This is a genomic window from Geobacillus sp. FSL K6-3411 (assembly GCF_037965715.1).
GTDB classification, from domain to species: Bacteria; Bacillota; Bacilli; order Bacillales; family Anoxybacillaceae; genus Geobacillus; species Geobacillus thermodenitrificans.
Window position 1 is genome coordinate 629,368 of sequence record NZ_CP150187.1, and the last position, 21,575, is coordinate 650,942.

The 21,575-nt window shown below is 49.9% G+C and carries 12 protein-coding genes, 21 tRNA genes and 3 rRNA genes; 32 read left to right on the forward strand and 4 right to left on the reverse strand.

The window, feature by feature from the left end; all coding sequences use genetic code 11:
• Positions 1 to 115 precede the first annotated feature (115 nt).
• From NSQ22_RS03140 to NSQ22_RS03260, 25 genes are all read left to right on the forward strand, one after another.
• The gene (locus tag NSQ22_RS03140; protein WP_011886817.1) at positions 116 to 994 is read left to right on the forward strand and encodes a nucleotidyltransferase-like protein; all 879 of its coding nucleotides are present in this window, start codon (positions 116 to 118) and stop codon (positions 992 to 994) included.
• A gap of 465 nt (positions 995 to 1,459) precedes the next feature.
• A 16S ribosomal RNA gene (locus NSQ22_RS03145) occupies positions 1,460 to 3,016 on the forward strand.
• A gap of 386 nt (positions 3,017 to 3,402) precedes the next feature.
• A 23S ribosomal RNA gene (locus NSQ22_RS03150) occupies positions 3,403 to 6,331 on the forward strand.
• Positions 6,332 to 6,612: 281 nt separating this feature from the next.
• A 5S ribosomal RNA gene (gene rrf / locus NSQ22_RS03155) occupies positions 6,613 to 6,729 on the forward strand.
• The 16S, 23S and 5S rRNA genes sit together here with 21 tRNA genes alongside, the layout of an rRNA operon.
• A 9-nt stretch (positions 6,730 to 6,738) precedes the next feature.
• Positions 6,739 to 6,814: transfer RNA gene (locus tag NSQ22_RS03160), tRNA-Val, on the forward strand.
• A gap of 11 nt (positions 6,815 to 6,825) precedes the next feature.
• Positions 6,826 to 6,902, forward strand: a tRNA-Met gene (locus NSQ22_RS03165).
• A gap of 4 nt (positions 6,903 to 6,906) precedes the next feature.
• A tRNA-Asp gene (locus NSQ22_RS03170) sits at positions 6,907 to 6,982 on the forward strand.
• A 177-nt stretch (positions 6,983 to 7,159) separates the two neighbouring features.
• Positions 7,160 to 7,235, forward strand: a tRNA-Phe gene (locus tag NSQ22_RS03175).
• 13 nt (positions 7,236 to 7,248) lie between these two features.
• A tRNA-Thr gene (locus tag NSQ22_RS03180) sits at positions 7,249 to 7,321 on the forward strand.
• Between the two features lie 10 nt (positions 7,322 to 7,331).
• Positions 7,332 to 7,404 (forward strand) — tRNA-Lys (locus NSQ22_RS03185).
• Between the two features lie 7 nt (positions 7,405 to 7,411).
• Positions 7,412 to 7,486: transfer RNA gene (locus NSQ22_RS03190), tRNA-Gly, on the forward strand.
• Positions 7,487 to 7,493: 7 nt separating this feature from the next.
• Positions 7,494 to 7,579: transfer RNA gene (locus NSQ22_RS03195), tRNA-Leu, on the forward strand.
• A gap of 3 nt (positions 7,580 to 7,582) precedes the next feature.
• A tRNA-Arg gene (locus NSQ22_RS03200) sits at positions 7,583 to 7,656 on the forward strand.
• Positions 7,657 to 7,660: 4 nt separating this feature from the next.
• A tRNA-Pro gene (locus NSQ22_RS03205) sits at positions 7,661 to 7,734 on the forward strand.
• 9 nt (positions 7,735 to 7,743) lie between these two features.
• Positions 7,744 to 7,819: transfer RNA gene (locus NSQ22_RS03210), tRNA-Ala, on the forward strand.
• Positions 7,820 to 7,836: 17 nt separating this feature from the next.
• A tRNA-Met gene (locus NSQ22_RS03215) sits at positions 7,837 to 7,910 on the forward strand.
• 8 nt (positions 7,911 to 7,918) lie between these two features.
• Positions 7,919 to 7,995: transfer RNA gene (locus tag NSQ22_RS03220), tRNA-Ile, on the forward strand.
• Positions 7,996 to 8,012: 17 nt separating this feature from the next.
• Positions 8,013 to 8,103, forward strand: a tRNA-Ser gene (locus NSQ22_RS03225).
• A 30-nt stretch (positions 8,104 to 8,133) separates the two neighbouring features.
• Positions 8,134 to 8,209 (forward strand) — tRNA-Thr (locus NSQ22_RS03230).
• A gap of 8 nt (positions 8,210 to 8,217) precedes the next feature.
• A tRNA-His gene (locus NSQ22_RS03235) sits at positions 8,218 to 8,290 on the forward strand.
• Between the two features lie 30 nt (positions 8,291 to 8,320).
• Positions 8,321 to 8,391 (forward strand) — tRNA-Gly (locus NSQ22_RS03240).
• 5 nt (positions 8,392 to 8,396) lie between these two features.
• Positions 8,397 to 8,473, forward strand: a tRNA-Ile gene (locus NSQ22_RS03245).
• Positions 8,474 to 8,715: 242 nt separating this feature from the next.
• Positions 8,716 to 8,790: transfer RNA gene (locus NSQ22_RS03250), tRNA-Asn, on the forward strand.
• A gap of 4 nt (positions 8,791 to 8,794) precedes the next feature.
• Positions 8,795 to 8,887, forward strand: a tRNA-Ser gene (locus NSQ22_RS03255).
• Positions 8,888 to 8,892: 5 nt separating this feature from the next.
• Positions 8,893 to 8,964 (forward strand) — tRNA-Glu (locus tag NSQ22_RS03260).
• 180 nt (positions 8,965 to 9,144) lie between these two features.
• On the opposite strand, the gene NSQ22_RS03265 is transcribed toward NSQ22_RS03260, so the two are convergent.
• Positions 9,145 to 9,810, reverse strand: a complete 666-nt coding sequence (locus tag NSQ22_RS03265) for a phenylalanine--tRNA ligase beta subunit-related protein (RefSeq protein ID WP_081157345.1) — start codon at positions 9,808 to 9,810, stop codon at positions 9,145 to 9,147.
• Between the two features lie 52 nt (positions 9,811 to 9,862).
• On the opposite strand from NSQ22_RS03265, the gene queG reads away from it, so the two are divergent.
• From queG to yhbH, 5 genes are all read left to right on the forward strand, one after another.
• The gene (queG, locus tag NSQ22_RS03270; RefSeq protein ID WP_008881667.1) at positions 9,863 to 11,005 is read left to right on the forward strand and encodes a tRNA epoxyqueuosine(34) reductase QueG; all 1,143 of its coding nucleotides are present in this window, start codon (positions 9,863 to 9,865) and stop codon (positions 11,003 to 11,005) included.
• Positions 11,006 to 11,063: 58 nt separating this feature from the next.
• Complete coding sequence (locus NSQ22_RS03275; RefSeq protein WP_011886819.1) at positions 11,064 to 11,930, forward strand: amidase domain-containing protein; 867 nt, start codon at positions 11,064 to 11,066, stop codon at positions 11,928 to 11,930.
• Positions 11,931 to 11,953: 23 nt separating this feature from the next.
• Complete coding sequence (trmL, locus tag NSQ22_RS03280; protein ID WP_008881664.1) at positions 11,954 to 12,427, forward strand: tRNA (uridine(34)/cytosine(34)/5-carboxymethylaminomethyluridine(34)-2'-O)-methyltransferase TrmL; 474 nt, start codon at positions 11,954 to 11,956, stop codon at positions 12,425 to 12,427.
• A gap of 324 nt (positions 12,428 to 12,751) precedes the next feature.
• Entirely contained in the window at positions 12,752 to 14,647 is a 1,896-nt protein-coding gene (locus NSQ22_RS03285) for a PrkA family serine protein kinase (protein ID WP_011886821.1), read from the forward strand.
• A gap of 225 nt (positions 14,648 to 14,872) precedes the next feature.
• Complete coding sequence (yhbH, locus tag NSQ22_RS03290) at positions 14,873 to 16,030, forward strand: sporulation protein YhbH (RefSeq protein ID WP_008881660.1); 1,158 nt, start codon at positions 14,873 to 14,875, stop codon at positions 16,028 to 16,030.
• A gap of 72 nt (positions 16,031 to 16,102) precedes the next feature.
• On the opposite strand, the gene NSQ22_RS03295 is transcribed toward yhbH, so the two are convergent.
• A complete protein-coding gene (locus NSQ22_RS03295) occupies positions 16,103 to 16,792 on the reverse strand; it encodes a hypothetical protein (protein ID WP_011886822.1) in 690 nt (229 codons plus the stop codon).
• Positions 16,793 to 17,069: 277 nt separating this feature from the next.
• Between NSQ22_RS03295 and NSQ22_RS03300 the strand changes: the two genes are divergently transcribed.
• Positions 17,070 to 18,047, forward strand: coding sequence for a LacI family DNA-binding transcriptional regulator (locus NSQ22_RS03300; protein WP_029761470.1), 978 nt, complete (start codon positions 17,070 to 17,072; stop codon positions 18,045 to 18,047).
• Between the two features lies 1 nt (position 18,048).
• On the opposite strand, the gene NSQ22_RS03305 is transcribed toward NSQ22_RS03300, so the two are convergent.
• Entirely contained in the window at positions 18,049 to 18,729 is a 681-nt protein-coding gene (locus tag NSQ22_RS03305; RefSeq protein ID WP_011886824.1) for a response regulator, read from the reverse strand.
• Between the two features lie 65 nt (positions 18,730 to 18,794).
• Positions 18,795 to 20,372: a sensor histidine kinase gene (locus NSQ22_RS03310; protein WP_008881655.1), complete on the reverse strand. Its 1,578-nt coding sequence runs from the start codon at positions 20,370 to 20,372 to the stop codon at positions 18,795 to 18,797.
• Positions 20,373 to 20,478: 106 nt separating this feature from the next.
• Here NSQ22_RS03310 and NSQ22_RS03315 point away from each other — a divergent pair, with 106 nt between their 5' ends.
• Positions 20,479 to 21,525: a TRAP transporter substrate-binding protein gene (locus NSQ22_RS03315; RefSeq protein WP_011886825.1), complete on the forward strand. Its 1,047-nt coding sequence runs from the start codon at positions 20,479 to 20,481 to the stop codon at positions 21,523 to 21,525.
• The last annotated feature ends 50 nt before the right edge of the window (positions 21,526 to 21,575 follow it).

A 21,575-nucleotide genomic window follows, 5' to 3' on the forward strand; every position in this document is an offset into this window, starting at 1 on the left:
GAAAAACAACTGGCCCCAAAAGTGAAAGAAAATATGCTCTCTCCGTCGATTTTTTTGAGGGGGAGAGCTCGGAAGATGTCACAGCTTTACCTGTTTTCTGTAACGGGAACGATTTATGGAAGAATTGCTGCGTCCCATTTATCAAGAATGGGCAAGCCGTTGCAATACGCTCGGAATTTTACTGATTGAGAAAAATGAGGGACATGAGACGGTGACAGATACGTTTGATGCGTTGTTGCTCGTCATTGTCGATTTGCAAAGTGAGCCATTGTTTTTAAAGCATTACTCGATTAATGGTGAGAAGGCAGCACTTTATGCAGTGAATGAACAAAAATTAAACGAATGGTTTGTTCTCGGGTCACATCGAAAGGCCGTCGATTGGGTATTCAATGGAAAAATCGTGTTTGACCGCAATGACTACGTTTGGCAGTTGCGTCAACGTCTTGAGCAATTTCCTCCTAGGGAACGGCAGCTGAAAATGGGATTGGAATTTGCCAAACTGATTCGTCGTTATACTGATGGCAAGGCACTGTTTAGTGCTCGACATTGGCTTGATTCATACAACCATATGATGCACGCCTTGCACCATTTAGCACGGTTAACAGTCATCGAGCATGGCCTTTATCCGGAAGTGACGGTATGGAATCAAGTAAAGCAAATGGATGGGCAAATTTATAAATTATATGAGGAGTTAGTCGGTAGCGAAGAACCGCTTCCAAAACGACTCGAGCTTCTGTTGCTGGCGAGCGAATTTTTAATTCATTCTTTTGTGGCACCAGGATCCTCCCATTTATGTGAGGTGCTAAAGCAAAAAGAGGGAGCGTGGAGTATCGAGGAAATGACCCACCACCCACAGTTTGCCCCCTATTCGGTCGACCTTACCATCATGCTTGAATATTTAGTAGAAAGAAAAGTGTTAAGTGCGGTAGAGGTACCGACAAATGGGGAAAAAATGTTTGAACGTTATTATACTTTGCAGGAAGAGAAAAACTGATGAGCCTTTCCGTCTGGGCTCCCCTTTGTTTAACCTGTTTCAGAAAGAGGTTCCTCAACTTTGAGGGGGAAGTGTCATTGTACGGAATCACACCCGTTAACTTTTTGTAATGAGACGGGGGAACCCGAGCGCACCGCCTTCGCTATCGTAGGCGGAAGGAGCGTATCAATTTCGGTTAGGCATGAAAGTTTAGATCATGAACACAGAATGGTTGAAGAAATTTCGGCAGCCCAGCAAAGATGGGCTGTCTATCCAAAAAAGTAAAAAAAGCTATTGACTTCTATGTCGAACGATGATATATTTTAAATCGCTGCCGCGACGAAAAAACGTTGCGAAGCAAGATGAATAAAAAAGTGTTGACAACTCATAATAAACATGCTAACATATAGAAGTCGCTTCGAGAGAGCGAAAAACAAACTTGTTCCTTGAAAACTGAACGAAACGAAGCGCAAGTCAATCAACTTTCTTTTGGAGAGTTTGATCCTGGCTCAGGACGAACGCTGGCGGCGTGCCTAATACATGCAAGTCGAGCGGACCGAACGAGAGCTTGCTCTTGTTCGGTCAGCGGCGGACGGGTGAGTAACACGTGGGCAACCTGCCCGCAAGACCGGGATAACTCCGGGAAACCGGAGCTAATACCGGATAACACCAAAGACCGCATGGTCTTTGGTTGAAAGGCGGCTTCGGCTGTCACTTGCGGATGGGCCCGCGGCGCATTAGCTAGTTGGTGAGGTAACGGCTCACCAAGGCGACGATGCGTAGCCGGCCTGAGAGGGTGACCGGCCACACTGGGACTGAGACACGGCCCAGACTCCTACGGGAGGCAGCAGTAGGGAATCTTCCGCAATGGACGAAAGTCTGACGGAGCGACGCCGCGTGAGCGAAGAAGGCCTTCGGGTCGTAAAGCTCTGTTGTGAGGGACGAAGGAGCGCCGTTTGAATAAGGCGGCGCGGTGACGGTACCTCACGAGAAAGCCCCGGCTAACTACGTGCCAGCAGCCGCGGTAATACGTAGGGGGCGAGCGTTGTCCGGAATTATTGGGCGTAAAGCGCGCGCAGGCGGTCCTTTAAGTCTGATGTGAAAGCCCACGGCTCAACCGTGGAGGGTCATTGGAAACTGGGGGACTTGAGTGCAGGAGAGGAGAGCGGAATTCCACGTGTAGCGGTGAAATGCGTAGAGATGTGGAGGAACACCAGTGGCGAAGGCGGCTCTCTGGCCTGTAACTGACGCTGAGGCGCGAAAGCGTGGGGAGCAAACAGGATTAGATACCCTGGTAGTCCACGCCGTAAACGATGAGTGCTAAGTGTTAGAGGGGTCACACCCTTTAGTGCTGTAGCTAACGCGATAAGCACTCCGCCTGGGGAGTACGGCCGCAAGGCTGAAACTCAAAGGAATTGACGGGGGCCCGCACAAGCGGTGGAGCATGTGGTTTAATTCGAAGCAACGCGAAGAACCTTACCAGGTCTTGACATCCCCTGACAACCCAAGAGATTGGGCGTTCCCCCTTCGGGGGGACAGGGTGACAGGTGGTGCATGGTTGTCGTCAGCTCGTGTCGTGAGATGTTGGGTTAAGTCCCGCAACGAGCGCAACCCTTGCCTCTAGTTGCCAGCATTCAGTTGGGCACTCTAGAGGGACTGCCGGCTAAAAGTCGGAGGAAGGTGGGGATGACGTCAAATCATCATGCCCCTTATGACCTGGGCTACACACGTGCTACAATGGGCGGTACAAAGGGCTGCGAACCCGCGAGGGGGAGCGAATCCCAAAAAGCCGCTCTCAGTTCGGATTGCAGGCTGCAACTCGCCTGCATGAAGCCGGAATCGCTAGTAATCGCGGATCAGCATGCCGCGGTGAATACGTTCCCGGGCCTTGTACACACCGCCCGTCACACCACGAGAGCTTGCAACACCCGAAGTCGGTGAGGTAACCCTTACGGGAGCCAGCCGCCGAAGGTGGGGCAAGTGATTGGGGTGAAGTCGTAACAAGGTAGCCGTACCGGAAGGTGCGGCTGGATCACCTCCTTTCTAAGGACGAAAAGCGGAAGCGCCGCGGTCGGCTCTCGAAGCCAAATGTTCTTCACCCGTAGGGGTGCTTGCACCCCCGAGGGGGAAGGTTATTTGGCAGAAGAGAGCCAGGCGCTGGAGCTAGACATCACGAAAAGCGGAGGCCGTTAATGGCCAATCATTAACAAATCGTGCTTTTGTTTCGTTCAGTTTTGAAGGAATGAAAATTCCTTCGAATCGTTCCTTGAAAACTAGATAACCGGAAAAGCTGAGGTGCCGCGGTCAGTTCTCGAAGCCAAATGTTCTTCACCCGCAGGGGTGCTTGCACCCCAAGGGGGAAGGTTATTTGGCGGAAGAGAGCTAGGCGCCGAAGCTAGACAATAAGGAAGAAGCCGAAACGCGCTGTAGGTTAAGCTAGAAAGGGCGCACGGTGGATGCCTTGGCACTAGGAGCCGATGAAGGACGGGGCAAACGCCGAAACGCTTCGGGGAGCTGTAAGCAAGCGTTGATCCGGAGATGTCCGAATGGGGAAACCCCCTGCCCGTAATGGGGCAGGATCCATGCCTGAATCCATAGGGCATGGAGGGCACACCCGGGGAACTGAAACATCTTAGTACCCGGAGGAGAAGAAAGCAAATGCGATTCCCTGAGTAGCGGCGAGCGAAACGGGAACAGCCCAAACCAAGAGGCGTGCCTCTTGGGGTTGTAGGACCGCTCAGATGGGAGTGAGAAAGGAACGGGGTAGACGAACCGGTCTGGAACGGCCGGCCAGAGAAGGTGACAGCCCTGTAGTCGAAACTTCGTTCCCTCCCGAGCGGCTCCTGAGTACGGCGGGACACGGGAAATCCCGTCGGAAGCAGGGAGGACCATCTCCCAAGGCTAAATACTCCCTAGTGACCGATAGTGAACCAGTACCGTGAGGGAAAGGTGAAAAGCACCCCGGAAGGGGAGTGAAAGAGAACCTGAAACCGTGTGCCTACAAGTAGTCAGAGCCCGTTCATGGGTGATGGCGTGCCTTTTGTAGAATGAACCGGCGAGTGACGATGGCGTGCGAGGTTAAGCCGAAGAGGCGGAGCCGCAGCGAAAGCGAGTCTGAATAGGGCGTTTGAGTACGTCGTCGTCGACCCGAAACCAGGTGATCTACCCATGTCCAGGGTGAAGGCCGGGTAACACCGGCTGGAGGCCCGAACCCACGTACGTTGAAAAGTGCGGGGATGAGGTGTGGGTAGGGGTGAAATGCCAATCGAACTTGGAGATAGCTGGTTCTCCCCGAAATAGCTTTAGGGCTAGCCTCAAGGTGAGAGTCTTGGAGGTAGAGCACTGATTGGGCTAGGGGCCCTCATCGGGTTACCGAACCCAGTCAAACTCCGAATGCCAATGACTTATCCTTGGGAGTCAGACTACGAGTGATAAGATCCGTGGTCAAGAGGGAAACAGCCCAGATCGCCAGCTAAGGCCCCCAAGTGCACGTTCAGTGGAAAAGGATGTGGAGTTGCGAAGACAACCAGGATGTTGGCTTAGAAGCAGCCACCATTTAAAGAGTGCGTAATAGCTCACTGGTCGAGTGACTCTGCGCCGAAAATGTACCGGGGCTAAACGTGCCGCCGAAGCTGCGGGATGACCGTTGGTCATCGGTAGGGGAGCGTTCTAAGGGCATCGAAGCCAGACCGGAAGGACTGGTGGAGCGCTTAGAAGTGAGAATGCCGGTATGAGTAGCGAAAACAGAGGTGAGAATCCTCTGCGCCGAAAGCCTAAGGGTTCCTGAGGAAGGTTCGTCCGCTCAGGGTTAGTCGGGACCTAAGCCGAGGCCGAAAGGCGTAGGTGATGGACAACAGGTTGAGATTCCTGTACCACCTCCTTCCCGTTTGAGCGATGGGGGGACGCAGGAGGATAGGGTGAGCAGGCGGCTGGAAGAGCCTGTCCAAGCAGTAAGGCTGGCCAGTAGGCAAATCCGCTGGCCGTAAAGGCTGAGCTGTGATGGCGACGGATTTGATCCGGAAGTCCCTGATTCCACACTGCCAAGAAAAGCCTCTAGCGAGGGAAGAGGTGCCCGTACCGCAAACCGACACAGGTAGGCGAGGAGAGAATCCTAAGGCGCGCGGGAGAACTCTCGTTAAGGAACTCGGCAAAATGACCCCGTAACTTCGGGAGAAGGGGTGCTCTTTGGGGTGATGAGCCCCGAAGAGCCGCAGTGAAAAGGCCCAAGCGACTGTTTATCAAAAACACAGGTCTCTGCGAAGCCGAAAGGCGAAGTATAGGGGCTGACACCTGCCCGGTGCTGGAAGGTTAAGGGGAGCGCTTAGCGCAAGCGAAGGTGCGAACCGAAGCCCCAGTAAACGGCGGCCGTAACTATAACGGTCCTAAGGTAGCGAAATTCCTTGTCGGGTAAGTTCCGACCCGCACGAAAGGTGTAACGACTTGGGCACTGTCTCAACGAGAGACCCGGTGAAATTATACTACCTGTGAAGATGCAGGTTACCCGCGACAGGACGGAAAGACCCCGTGGAGCTTTACTGCAGCCTGATATGGAATTTTGGTATCGCTTGTACAGGATAGGTGGGAGCCAGGGAAGCCGGAGCGCCAGCTTCGGTGGAGGCGTCGGTGGGATACCACCCTGGCGGTATTGAAATTCTAACCCGCACCCCTTATCGGGGTGGGAGACAGTGTCAGGTGGGCAGTTTGACTGGGGCGGTCGCCTCCCAAAAGGTAACGGAGGCGCCCAAAGGTTCCCTCAGAATGGTTGGAAATCATTCGGAGAGTGCAAAGGCACAAGGGAGCTTGACTGCGAGACGGACAGGTCGAGCAGGGACGAAAGTCGGGCTTAGTGATCCGGTGGTTCCGCATGGAAGGGCCATCGCTCAACGGATAAAAGCTACCCCGGGGATAACAGGCTGATCTCCCCCAAGAGTCCACATCGACGGGGAGGTTTGGCACCTCGATGTCGGCTCATCGCATCCTGGGGCTGTAGTCGGTCCCAAGGGTTGGGCTGTTCGCCCATTAAAGCGGTACGCGAGCTGGGTTCAGAACGTCGTGAGACAGTTCGGTCCCTATCCGTCGTGGGCGTAGGAAATTTGAGAGGAGCTGTCCTTAGTACGAGAGGACCGGGATGGACGCACCGCTGGTGTACCAGTTGTCCCGCCAGGGGCACCGCTGGGTAGCTATGTGCGGAAGGGATAAGCGCTGAAAGCATCTAAGCGTGAAGCCCCCCTCAAGATGAGATTTCCCATCGCGTTAAGCGAGTAAGATCCCTCGAAGATGACGAGGTTGATAGGTCCGAGGTGGAAGCGTGGCGACACGTGGAGCTGACGGATACTAATCGATCGAGGGCTTAACCTAGAAAAGCGGAGGCCGCCCGCCTATCGGCGAGACGTGCTGGAGGGCCTGCGAGGAGGCTCGAACCAAGCAAAGCTTGGTTCTGCGTGGGTGGTGCCACAGGAGCGTATGCAATGTGTCGCCGCCACAGCAGGACCGAAGCGTCGCGAGCCGATGGCGGCCGGAGCTAGACAGTACGAAAAGCGGAGGCTTCTTCCCCCAAAAACGGTTATCTAGTTTTGAAGGAATGAAAAAAAGCTTGACAATAAGCTGTTTTTCATTATAATAATACTTGTCTGTTGTTGCCTAGTGGTGATAGCGGAGAGGAAACACCCGTTCCCATCCCGAACACGGAAGTTAAGCTCTCCAGCGCCGATGGTAGTTGGGGCCAGCGCCCCTGCAAGAGTAGGTCGCTGCTAGGCATGATAAATGGAGGATTAGCTCAGCTGGGAGAGCACTTGCCTTACAAGCAAGGGGTCGGCGGTTCGATCCCGTCATCCTCCACCACTTTCAATCGTCGCGGGGTGGAGCAGTCCGGTAGCTCGTCGGGCTCATAACCCGAAGGTCGCAGGTTCAAATCCTGCCCCCGCAACCAAAATGGTCCCGTAGTGTAGTGGTTAACATGCCTGCCTGTCACGCAGGAGATCGCGGGTTCGAGTCCCGTCGGGACCGCCATCATTTCAAAACTATGAAATAAAAAATCACATGCGGCTCGGTAGCTCAGTCGGTAGAGACGAGCATCAGCATCATCGAATTTGCTGCGAGTTGCCTCGACGCATCATACTTCCTCGAATCGGCTAGTAGAGGAAGAGGCACAGGGTAATTCAATGAACTAGGTAGAAAATAACATATGGCTCGGTAGCTCAGTCGGTAGAGCAAAGGACTGAAAATCCTTGTGTCGGCGGTTCGATTCCGTCCCGAGCCACCATCATTGTGGATATGCCGGCTTAGCTCAATTGGTAGAGCAACTGACTTGTAATCAGTAGGTTGCGGGTTCAAGTCCTGCAGCCGGCATCCTTCATATGAGCCATTAGCTCAGTAGGTAGAGCATCTGACTTTTAATCAGAGGGTCGGAGGTTCGAGTCCTCCATGGCTCATCACAATGCGGAAGTAGTTCAGTGGTAGAACACCACCTTGCCAAGGTGGGGGTCGCGGGTTCGAACCCCGTCTTCCGCTCCACTCGTTTGCCGGGGTGGCGGAATTGGCAGACGCACAGGACTTAAAATCCTGGGGTAGGTAACTACCGTGCCGGTTCGAGTCCGGCCCTCGGCACTTGCGCTCGTAGCTCAATTGGATAGAGCATCTGACTACGGATCAGAAGGTTAGGGGTTCGAATCCTCTCGAGCGCGTTGACGGGAAGTAGCTCAGCTTGGTAGAGCACACGGTTCGGGTCCGTGAGGTCGCAGGTTCAAATCCTGTCTTCCCGATTTTCCTGTGGGGCCTTAGCTCAGCTGGGAGAGCGCCTGCTTTGCACGCAGGAGGTCATCGGTTCGATCCCGATAGGCTCCACCATTCAAATATATAAATTTGGCGGTGTAGCTCAGCTGGCTAGAGCGTACGGTTCATACCCGTGAGGTCGGGGGTTCGATCCCCTCCACCGCCATTATTATCGGACCTTTAGCTCAGCTGGTTAGAGCAGACGGCTCATAACCGTCCGGTCGTAGGTTCGAGTCCTACAAGGTCCACCATTATTACGTTACTTTTTGGAGGAGTACCCAAGTGGTTGAAGGGGTCGGTCTTGAAAACCGAGAGGCGTCGCAAGGCGCGCGGGGGTTCGAATCCCTCCTCCTCCGCCATCCATTTATCCATGAATAAATTTACATCATGCCGGCTTAGCTCAATTGGTAGAGCAACTGACTTGTAATCAGTAGGTTGCGGGTTCAAGTCCTGCAGCCGGCACCATCAATGTGGCGGCTATGGCGAAGTGGTTAACGCACCAGATTGTGGCTCTGGCATGCGTGGGTTCGATTCCCACTAGTCGCCCTTTCTCTTCTTCCTTAATTTATATTTGTTGCGGGTGTAGTTTAGTGGTAAAACCTCAGCCTTCCAAGCTGATGTCGTGGGTTCGATTCCCATCACCCGCTTTTATGGGCCTATAGCTCAGCTGGTCAGAGCGCACGCCTGATAAGCGTGAGGTCGGTGGTTCAAGTCCACTTAGGCCCACCATTTTCCATTGCATATTGTCAGATGATTCGATATAATACTAATCGAGCATTTCTTGATTATTCCGCAATAGCTCAGCGACGAGCCCTTACTTCATCGAATAGGCTACGAGTTGTCCCGACGCATTCAGCTTCTTTGAATTGGCTAGTAGAGGAAGGGACACTGAGCATAAACATCCTCGAATAAGCTGAATCAGCTAGTAGAGGAAGAGACGAAGTAGATTTGGAAGAATGTTTCTTAGTTATTCCGCAATAGCTCAGCGGTAGAGCAACCGGCTGTTAACCGGTAGGTCGTAGGTTCGAATCCTACTTGCGGAGCCATTATGGAGAAGTACCCAAGTGGCTGAAGGGGACGGTTTGCTAAACCGTTAGGTCGCAGTTTTGCGGCGCGCGGGTTCAAATCCCGCCTTCTCCGCCATGATTGGCCCGTTGGTCAAGTGGTTAAGACACCGCCCTTTCACGGCGGTAACACGGGTTCGAATCCCGTACGGGTCATCGTTGTTGGCACCAGATATTCTGGTGCCCCTTTTATACGACGAATTTTGTCGATTTTTGCGTTTTTTCTTGCCATGTACGTACTGTTTTGTTATAATGAGTTTCGTTAAGTTTTAAATAAAATATTGGGGACAACGCAGTGTTTCGTTTCGTCATAGAACGAGGCATTGCGTTTTTTTATTATACTAGCAATTGTGCGTCGGCCTCACCGCCATGGATTTGCGTAAACATCGTTTGAATAGCCTGAAGTTGGCGATTGGCAACATCTTCAGGAATCGATGGAAGAAAATAAACGATTTGCAAAGCGTTTTTCGTTCCTTTTGTCACCGCTGTGCGTTTGGAATCGACGATTGGGCTGCCGAACGGACCGTGTTCATCTTTGCTGACGAGTTTATTCGCAAAGTTGACGGTGCGTCCATTTAGAGCTATGTATTCATCTTGTTCTGTACCTACGGTAATCATCACGGATCCTTGGATACAATCAAGATCGTAAATGCCGAGTGGTATTTTATAATAGAGCGAAAAGAAGTTGTTTACATCGACTGCTGAATGGATCGATGGAACAAAGTTTTTTTTCTGGATACGACGGTATAAGCTTTCACTTGAGGGTCGGTAACGCCCTGGATCCGTGCCGATTTGTTTGAATGCCTGACGCCATTCGGCGAGCTCGGGAATGTCGGCGATGGCTTTTTCCTGTAGCTCAAAGTAAATCGACTTTTGAAACAGTTCAAGCCGGCCTTTTAACATTTGCGGCGAGTCGCCGATTTCGATATGGTGGTAGCGGATCACGCCAAATTTGCCCGAAGGAAGACGTTGTTTTAATTCTTCTGATATGATGCATTTCATATGAATCACCCCGTGTTTCATTTTACCATATACCTCGAAGGGAGGGAAAATAATGGACATTGTCTCTTTGAAACAGGAAGTGATTGAATACAGCCGGTCGATCGGCATCGATAAAATCGGTTTTGCAAGCGCTGATCCGTTTGTGGAACTAAAGGAGCGGCTTCGTCGGCAACAGGAGCTTGGCTATCAATCCGGATTTGAGGAACCGGATATTGAAAAGCGGACAAATCCGTCGTTGCTTCTTCCCGAGGCGAAATCGATCATTGCCATTGCGCTTGCCTATCCATCAAAAATGAAAGATGCTCCACGCGGGACGAAAAATGAGCGGCGTGGCCTTTTTTGTCGTGCATCGTGGGGAAAAGACTATCATGATGTGTTGCGGGAACGTTTACGCCAACTTGAAGAATTTTTACTTGCGAAGGTACCACATGCCCGTGTTCGTTCGATGGTGGATACGGGAGAACTCGCTGACCGGGCCGTGGCAGAGCGGGCAGGGATCGGTTGGAGTGGGAAAAACTGTTCCATTATTACGCCGGAGTTTGGTTCGTACGTGTATTTGGGTGAGATGATTACAACGATTCCGTTTCCGCCCGATGAACCGATCGAAAACCGGTGCGGCACATGTACGAAATGCATCGATGCGTGCCCCACAGGGGCGCTCGTGCAAGGGGGACAACTGAATGCGCAGCGGTGCATCTCATTTTTGACGCAAACGAAAGGCTTTTTAGCCGATGAATTTCGTGAGAAAATCGGCAATCGGTTGTACGGTTGCGATACGTGCCAGTTGGTCTGCCCGGAAAACAAGAAGAAAGATTTCCACTTGCATCCGGAATTCGAGCCGGATCCCGAGGCAGCGAAACCGAAGCTCATCCCGCTTCTTCAGGTAAGCAATCGTGAGTTTAAAGAGAAATTCGGCGCAATGGCAGGCTCATGGCGCGGGAAAAAACCGATCCAGCGCAACGCCATTTTGGCGCTCGCCCATTATAAAGACCGGACAGCTGTTCCGCATTTATTGCGGCTGCTGAAAGAAGACAGCCGTCCCGTCATCCGTGGGACAGCAGCGTGGGCGCTCGGGAAAATCGGGGATGTAAGTGCCAAGCCATATCTCGAAGAGGCAAGACAAACGGAAACAGATTCAGATGTAGTCGCCGAAATCGAAAAAGGGTTGAAACTGTTGACAGAGGTAAAGGAATAGGGAAAAAACTGCCGCTTCCTCACATAAGGTAGTAACAAAAACGAAAGTGGGGAGCGGCATGAAAAAGCGGCTGCATGATTGGCTCGATAAGCGGGCGCACTCATTTGTCTCGGAAAGCAATATCCAAGGCGATGAAGAAATTACTAGGAAGCAGCAACTTTGCCAAAGGCGTGGGGCAGAAATTGTCCGTTGCACTATTCGAGGGCAAATTATCGGCAGACAGACAGTCGAGCGAGAGACAAAAATGGTTTATATTGCCCATCATCAATTTTTAATTAAGCACGGGGCAACTTTATATATTGAGGAGCAAGTCGAGGAGCGATGCGCCCGTTTTTTAGGCACCGAGTTGGTGGATGATAAACGGGTTAGCCGGATGGGGGAATACGTTGAAGCGCCTCGTGTCGAACGTGAGCAATGGACAGGAGAGCGCCTTTCTTACCAATATGACCGTGCTCAGGCGGTACGGTATGCAGAAACGTGGTGGAATCGGCATAACCCGGCGTTTCCGTCTTTTTCTGTTGATTGCACGAACTTTGTTTCCCAATGTTTGTATGCGGGCGGAGCGCCAATGACCGGCTATCCGAACAGGGCGCGGGGATGGTGGTGTCAAAACGGAAGCTGGAGTTACAGCTGGGCGGTCGCCCATTCGCTGCGCTGGTATTTGAGTGGATCGCGCATCGGTCTACAGGCGGTGGAAGTCCCTGAACCAGAACAATTGATGGCAGGTGATGTCATTTGTTATGATTTTCAAGGGGATGGACGCTTCGACCATTCCACCATTGTGGTGGCCAAAGACCAAGATGGGATGCCGCTTGTGAATGCCCATACGACGAACAGCCGAATGCGGTATTGGTCATACGAAGATTCGAGCGCCTATACGCCGAACATCCGGTATAAATTTTTTCACATCATTGATCGCAAATAAACGACGTTGTTGAGGTGAACGAAATGCCGCTTCATGTAGTACTATACCAACCAGAAATTCCAGCAAATACAGGGAATATCGCCCGCACATGTGCGGCGACGGATACAGCGCTTCATTTGATTCGTCCGCTCGGGTTTTCGACGGATGATAAAATGTTAAAGCGCGCCGGGCTTGACTATTGGCCATATGTCAATATTTCGTATTACGACTCCATTGACGAGCTGTTTGCCCGATTTCCGGGGGGAGAATTTTACTTTATTACGAAGTTTGGCCAGCAATATTATGACTCGTTTGACTTCAGCGATCAGAAAAAAGACATTTTTTTTGTATTTGGCCGCGAGACGACCGGGTTGCCGAAGGAGCTCCTCGAGGCCAACAAGGATCGTTGCTTGCGCATCCCGATGAACGACAAAGTCCGTTCGTTGAATTTATCAAATACGGCGGCTATTTTAGTGTATGAGGCACTGCGTCAGCAACGGTTTCACGGATTGTCGTAAACAAAAAAACGACCTTCGCTATGGAGGTCGTTTTTTTGGGCTTTATTGTTTGACACCCGGTTTGTCTTCGTACCCAGCCGTGAAAATGGCTGTTAAAAAGGCGATGATAACTCCTAACATCAGCAATGTGCGCATCGTTTTTTCCTCCCTTGCAATGAAAGTGGCAGGCGTTTCCCCTTTATTATAACGAATATGGCCGAGCATGTGAATGACTGCCGCGAACTGTTCGAAGACAAAATTTTTTTTGTGGCGAATGATACGGGACATCCTCGCATAAATTGTAATAATCTTGCTGTAAGACATCCAAGGGTGAGGAGGTCCTTTATGGATATTTTAAGAAAGATCGCACGGTACCGGGAAGAGGAAGAGAGGCTGAGATGGGAAGGAACGTTCGCTGAGTATTTAGAGATTTTAAAAGAAAAGCCGTGGGTCGCCCAGTCGGCTCATTCGCGCGTTTATAATATGATTAAAGACGCTGGGGTTGAAGAGGTGAACGGGCGGAAACGGTATAAGTTTTTCAGCCAGCATTTGTTTGGGCTCGAGGAGGCGCTCGAGCGGCTTGTTGAAGAATATTTCCACCCAGCGGCAAAACGACTTGATGTACGCAAACGGATTTTGCTGCTGATGGGGCCGGTTGGCGGCGGAAAGTCAACGTTGGTAACGCTTCTGAAGCGCGGGCTTGAGGAGTATTCAAAAACGGAGCGCGGCGCCGTTTATGCGATTAAAGGTTGCCCGATGCATGAAGATCCACTTCACCTCATTCCTCACCATTTGCGCGACGATTTTTACCGTGAATACGGCATTCGCATTGAAGGGGAGCTGTCGCCGCTCAATATGATGCGGCTTGAGAAAGAATACGGTGGTCGGATTGAAGACGTGATGGTCGAACGCATTTTCTTCTCAGAAAATCGGCGTGTCGGCATCGGGACGTTCAGCCCGTCCGACCCGAAATCGCAAGATATCGCTGATTTGACGGGAAGCATCGATTTCTCGACCATTGCTGAATATGGTTCAGAATCCGACCCGCGGGCGTATCGGTTTGACGGCGAGCTGAACAAAGCAAACCGCGGCATTATGGAATTTCAAGAGATGTTAAAGTGCGATGAAAAATTTCTTTGGCATTTGCTATCGTTGACGCAAGAAGGCAATTTTAAAGCGGGAAGGTTTGCGCTTATCAGCGCTGATGAACTGATCGTTGCCCATACAAATGAAACAGAATACCGCTCGTTTATTTCCAATAAAAAGAATGAAGCACTCCATTCGCGCATTATCGTGATGCCGATCCCGTACAACTTGCGTGTCTCGGAAGAAGAGCGCATTTATGAAAAAATGATTCGAGAAAGCGACGTTGCTGATGTGCATATTGCCCCGCACACGCTGCGCATTGCGGCCATGTTTACGATTTTGACGAGGCTGAAAGAATCGAAACGGCCGGATGTGGATTTATTGAAGAAAATGCGCCTGTATGACGGAGAGATGATCGAAGGGTTCAACGAAGTCGATGTAGAAGAGCTGAAAAAAGAGCATCCAGACGAAGGAATGAGCGGCATCGACCCTCGCTATGTCATCAACCGCATTTCGGCTTGCATCATCCGAAAAGAAGTGCCATCGATTAATGCGCTCGATGTGCTTCGTTCACTGAAAGAAGGGTTGGATCAGCATCCATCCATCTCAAAAGAAGATCGTGAACGATATTTGAACTTCATCTCGCTTGTGCGCAAAGAGTATGACGAAATCGCCAAGCAAGAGGTACAAAAGGCGTTCGTGTATTCGTATGAAGAGTCGGCGAAAACGTTGATGGATAACTATTTGGATAATGTCGAAGCATATTGCAACAAAACGAAACTGCGCGACCCGCTCACTGGCGAGGAAATGAATCCGGATGAAAAACTGATGCGCTCGATTGAAGAACAAATCGGCATTTCTGAAAATGCGAAAAAGGCGTTCCGCGAAGAAATTTTAATCCGCATCTCCGCCTACGCGCGCAAAGGACAAAAGTTTGATTACAATTCGCACGAACGGTTGCGCGAAGCGATCCAGAAAAAGCTGTTTGCTGATTTGAAAGACATCGTGAAAATTACGACATCGACGAAGACCCCCGATGAGCAGCAATTGAAAAAAATCAACGAAGTTGTCGCCCGTTTGATTGATGAGTACGGGTATAATTCCACATCAGCGAATGAATTGCTCCGATATGTCGGCAGCTTGTTGAACCGTTAGGCATGCCTCGAGCATTCGGGCATGCTTTTTTTACGCCGATAATCGGGCTTGTCCACTTCTTGATTCCTTGTCCATTTTCCACATTCATCTGTCAATTATTTCGAATTTTTGCATAGGATAAAATAAACAACTTGGCATAGTGATGGTCCGTTTTGATGACGCCAACATAAGTATATGCGGGAAAATGAAAAGTGTGAAAATGATTTTAACAAAGGAGGGGAAAAAATGAAGGGGAATTTTATTGTATCGAAAGAAGACTGGTCCCTCCACCGCAAAGGATATGACGATCAAAAGCGCCATCAAGAAAAAGTAAAAGAAGCGATCAAAAATAACTTGCCGGATTTAATTACGGAAGAAAGTATTATTATGTCCAACGGACGTGACGTCATTAAAATTCCGATTCGCTCGCTTGATGAGTATAAAATCCGCTATAACTATGAGAAAAATAAGCATGTCGGTCAAGGAAACGGGGACAGCCAAGTCGGTGACGTGGTAGCCAGAGATGGAAGCGGGGAGGGGAAGGGGCCAGGAAAAGGCCAAGGAGCTGGCGACTTGCCAGGCCAAGACTATTACGAAGCCGAAGTGTCGTTGATGGAAATTGAAGAGGCGTTCTTTAGTCAACTGGAACTCCCGAACTTGAAGCAGAAAGAGCGCGACCAAAACGTTGTTCAGCATATCGAGTTTAACGATATTCGCCGCACCGGACTGATGGGGAACATCGATAAAAAGCGGACGATGCTCGCTGCGTTCAAACGCAATGCCATGAGCGGCAAACCGGGCTTTTATCCGATTTACCGCGAAGATTTGAAGTTTAAAACGTGGAACGAAGTCGTCAAACCGGAATCGAAAGCAGTCGTCTTAGCGATGATGGACACAAGTGGTTCAATGGGCATGTGGGAAAAATATATGGCGCGCAGTTTCTTCTTCTGGATGACACGCTTTTTGCGCACGAAGTACGAGACGGTGGACATCGCCTTCATTGCCCACCATACCGAAGCGAAAGTCGTCAGTGAGGAAGAATTTTTCACCAAAGGGGAAAGCGGTGGAACGATTTGTTCGTCGGCTTACCGCAAGGCGTTGGAACTGATTGAAACAAAATATTCGCCGTCACGCTACAACATTTATCCGTTCCACTTCTCTGACGGGGACAACTTGACATCTGACAACGCCCGTTGCGTCAAGCTTGTTCAAGAGTTGATGAAAGTGTCGAACATGTTTGGGTACGGGGAAGTTAACCAGTACAACCGCCATTCAACGCTCATGTCAGCGTACCGTAATATTAAAGATGAAAAATTCCGCTATTATATTTTAAAGCAAAAATCAGATGTGTTTCATGCCATGAGAACGTTTTTCCGCAAAGAAGAAAGCGAGCAGCCGGTTTGACCCTCTTGCAAATGAAAAAGGGGGTTTTTCTTTATTAAAAAGGAGGGGAGGGCGATAGCCCTCCCTAGCAAGTTATTGCTTTTGCAGTGTGGCCACCATGGCGAGCACAGCGCCAAGCACATCTTTTCCCTTAGGGGCGTGCACTGTCAAAAGCATCGGCGCCGGTTGGGTGCTGGCGATCACATGGACGGTAACACCGTCAGCTTGAGCGATGTACCAAAGAGCATCAGTGAACGGTTTTGGAAGTTGATTAGTTTGCTGACGGGCGGCGTTGGCGTCAATCGCTTGGGCATGTTCTTTGGCCAATTGTTCATAGTTTGTCTCCTCATTAGGAAGAAGGCGGATGCGGGCAAACGTGTCTCCATGGAGCAGTACATCAGCATGCGGTTCTTCGGCGTCGAGTGTCCATCCCTCTAGGACATAGAGCGAAAAATGTTGGTTGTCGCTTGTTGTCAACGTTGCTGTTCCTGTGACCGTTTGATTTCCAATTTGATAAGACAACGAAGTCGTCGGGCGGGAAAAGTCGGTTTCATCCCCCTTCGACCCATTTTGCCCCCCTCCTGCTTGCTTTTGTTCATCAACAGGGGGAATTTCTTGGCCGGTTGGTTCTGATGGTTGCATGTTGGTAGAAGTCTCGTCTAGACTAACTGTTTGTTTTCCTTTCGCTTCTTCCTCTTTTGATGAAGGTGTCTCCGTACCGCAACCGGCAAGAAAGGCAGCGGTGACGGCAATCAAGAAAAGCGATTTCCAATATGGAACCATCTTGATTCCTCCTTGCTATCCATATACCATTCATTATAGCAGTTGAAACAGTGGAAACAAACTGAATCTTCCCCTTACTTTTCCTTTTTTCTTACTTTCTTTTTATTTTCCGCGTTCAAGGCGATATGTGCGCCTCCCCAAATGATAGTGACGAGCAGAGCGAGTAAAGCAAATCCGTGAAGCATATGAACCCCTCCTTTTGTATACTAGATGGTGAAATCAACATAATGGATGAAACGCGTTTCAAGTCAAGCGTTTTTTAGGAAGGGGTGGGAACGTGGCGAACATCCGTGATTTGGCGAAAGAAGCGGGTGTGTCAGTATCTACCGTATCAAGGGTATTAAACGGGTATCCATATGTGAGTGAGGAAAAGCGGAAGGCAGTTTGGGAAGCAGTTGAGAAGCTCAATTATACAAAAAACATCCAAGCCGTTCATTTGGCAAAAGGAAGGACAATGATTGTCGGAGTCATGCTTCCGTACATTCATCATCCTTATTTTTCAGCGGTCATTGAAGGGATTTCCAAAGAGGCGCTTCGTTATGGTTATCAGTTGCTTTTGTTTCAGACGAATTATGACGTAGAGCGGGAACTCGAGGCGTTAGAGCGGTTGCGAATGAAGCAAATGGATGGCTTGATTGTCTGTTCTCATGAAGTGGGATGGGAAATTTTTGACGCATACCAAGAAGAGGCCCCCATCGTTTTATGCGAGCAAGTGACAGAATATGATTTTTTCACGGTCTATATCGACCACTATCAAGCGTTTGCCAAAGCTCTTCACTATTTGGTGAAAAAAGGACATCGACGGATTGGCTATTGCATCGGGAGAAGGACAGGACCGAACAGCCAAGCGCGAGAAGCGGCGTATCAAGATGTGTTGCGTGATGTCGGCGTTACGCCCCAGCGCCAATGGATTTTTGACGGCTGTCTATTTCTTGAAGACGGAAAACGCGTGATCGAACAATGGATGGCAATGGAAGAGCGTCCGAGTGCATTGCTTGTAACGAGCGACCAAGTGGCAGCCGGTATCGTATTGGAGGCACGACGCATCGGGGTGCGCATTCCAGAAGAGCTTACTATCATCGGGTTTGATAATGATCCGCTGGCCGAAATGTTGGGCATTACGACAGTGGCACTCCCTCATTTTACGTTGGGGGAAAAAGCGTTTCGGCTTCTTCACCATTGGCTGGAGACAGGAAATGTTCCTCGAAAACAAGAAGAGTTGCCTACCCGGTTGGTCGTGCGGGCTACCGGGTAAGCTATATTCGTTTCAACTGATAGCGGTTGACGGGGCGACCAATACTGCCATATTGCACATCGAGCACAACCTTTCCACTTTTCTCAAGGTATTCTAAGTAGCGGCGAGCGGTGACGCGGGCGATGCCGACGCCTTCAGCCACTTCTTCAGCGGAGACAGGGGAGCACTGTTGGCGCAAATAAGTGACGACTTTTTCCAATGTCACTTCGTTTAATCCTTTTGGAAGTTCAGGGAGTGGGTCGACATACCGTTCGGCCGTTTGCCGCAACGCATCGAGTTCTGCTTGAGTGAGCGACTGTTTTTCGGCGAGCGATTGGCGGAATGCCCGATAGTTTTCTAGCGCTTGCTTGAGCCGTTCAAATTTAAACGGTTTGACAATATAATCAAACGCGCCGTTTTGTAAAACGCGGCGTACTGTTTCAATATCACTTGCGGCCGTGATGGCTAGAATGTCGACTTCATGCCCACGGGCGCGAATTTCCTTTAACGTTTCAAGGCCATCTAATTGCGGCATGTAAATGTCAATGACCGCTACATCAGGGTGGAGCTCCTCGATGAGGCGCAGTCCTTCTTCTCCGTTCCCGGCGAGGCCGACGACGGCAAAACCGTTCACTTGTTCAATCATTTGTCGGTTCACTTCTTGGACCATTGGGTCATCTTCAATGAGCAATACACGGTACATTGTCTTTCCCTCCTTTGGCTTGGGGCAGGGGCTTGTCGAATGCGGCTGCCACTGTATGAATAAGGTTACATATCAAATGTAATGGTAAATACGGTCCCTTTCCCTTCCTCAGACTGAACATCGATGTGACCGTTTCCTTTTTCCACAATTTGCTTCACTAAATATAGGCCGATGCCGCGCCCGTTTTGTCCTTTTGTTGAAAAGCCTTCGTCAAAAATGCGATCGATATGCTCGCGAGCGATGCCTTGGCCGTTATCTTCGATTGAGAGGGAGCAAATGTCTTCATTTTGTTCAATACTAACGTAAATTTCTTTTTCCCGACCGGTTACCCCTTGGAACGCATCGAAGGCGTTTTCAATTAAGTTGCCAAGGAGAACGACGAAATCATGGTGGTCGAGGCGCGGCGGAAAACGATAAAGGTGGCTGTGCCGGTCGATCGTCACAAGAATGCCAAGCTCTTTGCCGCGGCGGATTTTGCTTAACAATAACCCTGAAATGCTTTCGTCCTTGATGTTGCGGCTTAAAAACTGCGTGAGTTCCTCCTGCTCTTCTGTAACTTGAAACACGTATTCAAGCGCCTTCTCAATATGGCCAAGCTGGATCAGTCCGGCAATCGTATGGAGCTTATTCATGTATTCATGGTTTTGCACACGCAAGGCATGGACAAACGCTTTTACCCCCGTTAGTTCTTCAGCCAGCCGTTTCACTTCTGTGCGATCTTGGAAAATGCCGATTGCACCAACGGTTTTCCCATTGACTTTAATCGGGATGCGATTGCTCCAGATCGTTAAATTGCCAAGCTGCAGCTCTTTGTTATAAATCGGCTTGTTCACTTTCAATATTTCGGGAAGATACGTATCCGGAATGACAGAACGGATGGGCTGCCCAATCACATCCCCTTCGATACCAAGCATTTGTTTCGCCCGATCGTTAAAAATAGTAATATTTTCATTGCTGTCGATGGCGATGACGCCTTCGTGCATAGCGTTAAACGCCTCTGTTCGCTCAACAAGCAGTTTGGCAATTTCATGCGGTTCTAGTTCAAACATTTGCCGCTTAATATGAGAGGCGAGCAGCCAAGCTCCACTTCCACCAGCGAGCAACGACAAAATAACGGCCATGGCGATTTCTTCTTTTAGCGTATCAATTGCTTCTAAAAACGTTGGCAATCGGTAGGCGGCGATGACGACGCCAATCTGTTCATGGTGGCGATTCATAATAGGGACGAAGGCGCGAACTACTGTCCCGATTTCTCCACGTGCTTTTGATGTGTATGTATGTTCCGCGAACGCCGGCCCTTCATCAGCCCCGCGGGAGACGGTGCCAATCATTGATGGAAGCGGATGAGAGAGACGAATTTTGTTCATATCGAGCACAACAATATAATCAGCGCTATGGATGATGCGTACCCGTTCGACGATCGGGTTTACGAGCGCCCGGTTTTCCTTTGGCCCGACAATGTGCTGCTTGACTTCCGGCAGTTCGGATACGGTGCGCGCTGTCAATAGGGCGCGTTGGCTTAACTCTTCTTCCTTTGTATGGAAAAAGTCGCTTATAATAAAAACACCACTCAGCAGCATCGAAAAGCTGACGATAACAAAAATTAAAATCGTAATTTTCCAACGGATCGGCAGTCGATTCATCGGTGAACTCCTCTGTTTAGGCAGAAAATTCATTATTATTTATTCTAACATGATTCCGGTGATATGATAAAAAAGAAGAAAACGATGGACGAAAACGGTGTGGACAATGGGAAAGCTATGGAAATTGTGGGTACTCCTTCTTATGATCGGCATCGGCCTTGTTGCTTGGAACGTCAGCCGCCAAGCCGATCAGGAACGGATTGTGTACGACGATGAACAAAAAGGATTGCAAAAACAAATTATCATCTATTTTAGCCACGTCGTTGCGGAAAATACGCCGAAGGGGCTAGCAGCGCAAAAGTTTGCCGAACTCGTGGAACAAAAGACGAACGGCCGTGTCAAAGTCGAAGTGTTCGCGAACGGTTCGCTTTACTCGGATGGGGAGGAGCTTGATGCGCTGCTGCGCGGTGATGTACAAATGATTGCCCCGTCATTTTCAAAGGTCACAGAACTGATTCCGGAGTGGCAAGTGCTCGATTTGCCCTTTTTATTTCGCGATGATGACGATGTGCGTCGTGTGTTCACTGGAAAAGTCGGAGCTGAACTGCTCGGAATGCTTGAAGAAAAAGGAATCAAAGGACTAGCGTTTTGGAGCAACGGCTTTAAACAGATGATGGGAACAACTCGTCCGCTTATCGAGCCTGATGACTTCCGGGGCTTGCGTTTTCGCATTATGCCGAGCGAAGTGATCGATAAGCAGTTCCGCTTGCTTGGCGGTGAACCGGTTGCCGTTTCGTTTGACCATGTATACCGGGCGCTTGAGCAACATGAGTTTGATGGTCAGGAAAATACGATTTCCAACATCTATTCAAAGGGGTTTTACAAGTTTCAACCATATATTACGATTAGCAACCACGGCTATCTTGGCTATGCAGTCATGATGAACCGATCGTTTTGGGACAGTTTGCCGAAAGAGATTCAACAAAAAATAGCCGAAGCGATGACCGAGGCGACCCAATGGAATTTGCGGCAGTCAAAGGCACAAAACGAGCGGGAATTGCAACAGCTGAAGCAGCAAAAGAGCGTCCAGCTTTACTTGTTATCGGAGGAGGAAAGAAAGAGATGGGAACAGAAATTTGCCCCGTTGTATAAGGAGTTTACGAGACAATTCGGTTCTAGAATGTTGAATGAAATCAAGGGATTCCGTGAATAAGCTTCCATCAGTGGAAGCTTTTTTTATGGGAATCAACGCAGTTTTGTAGT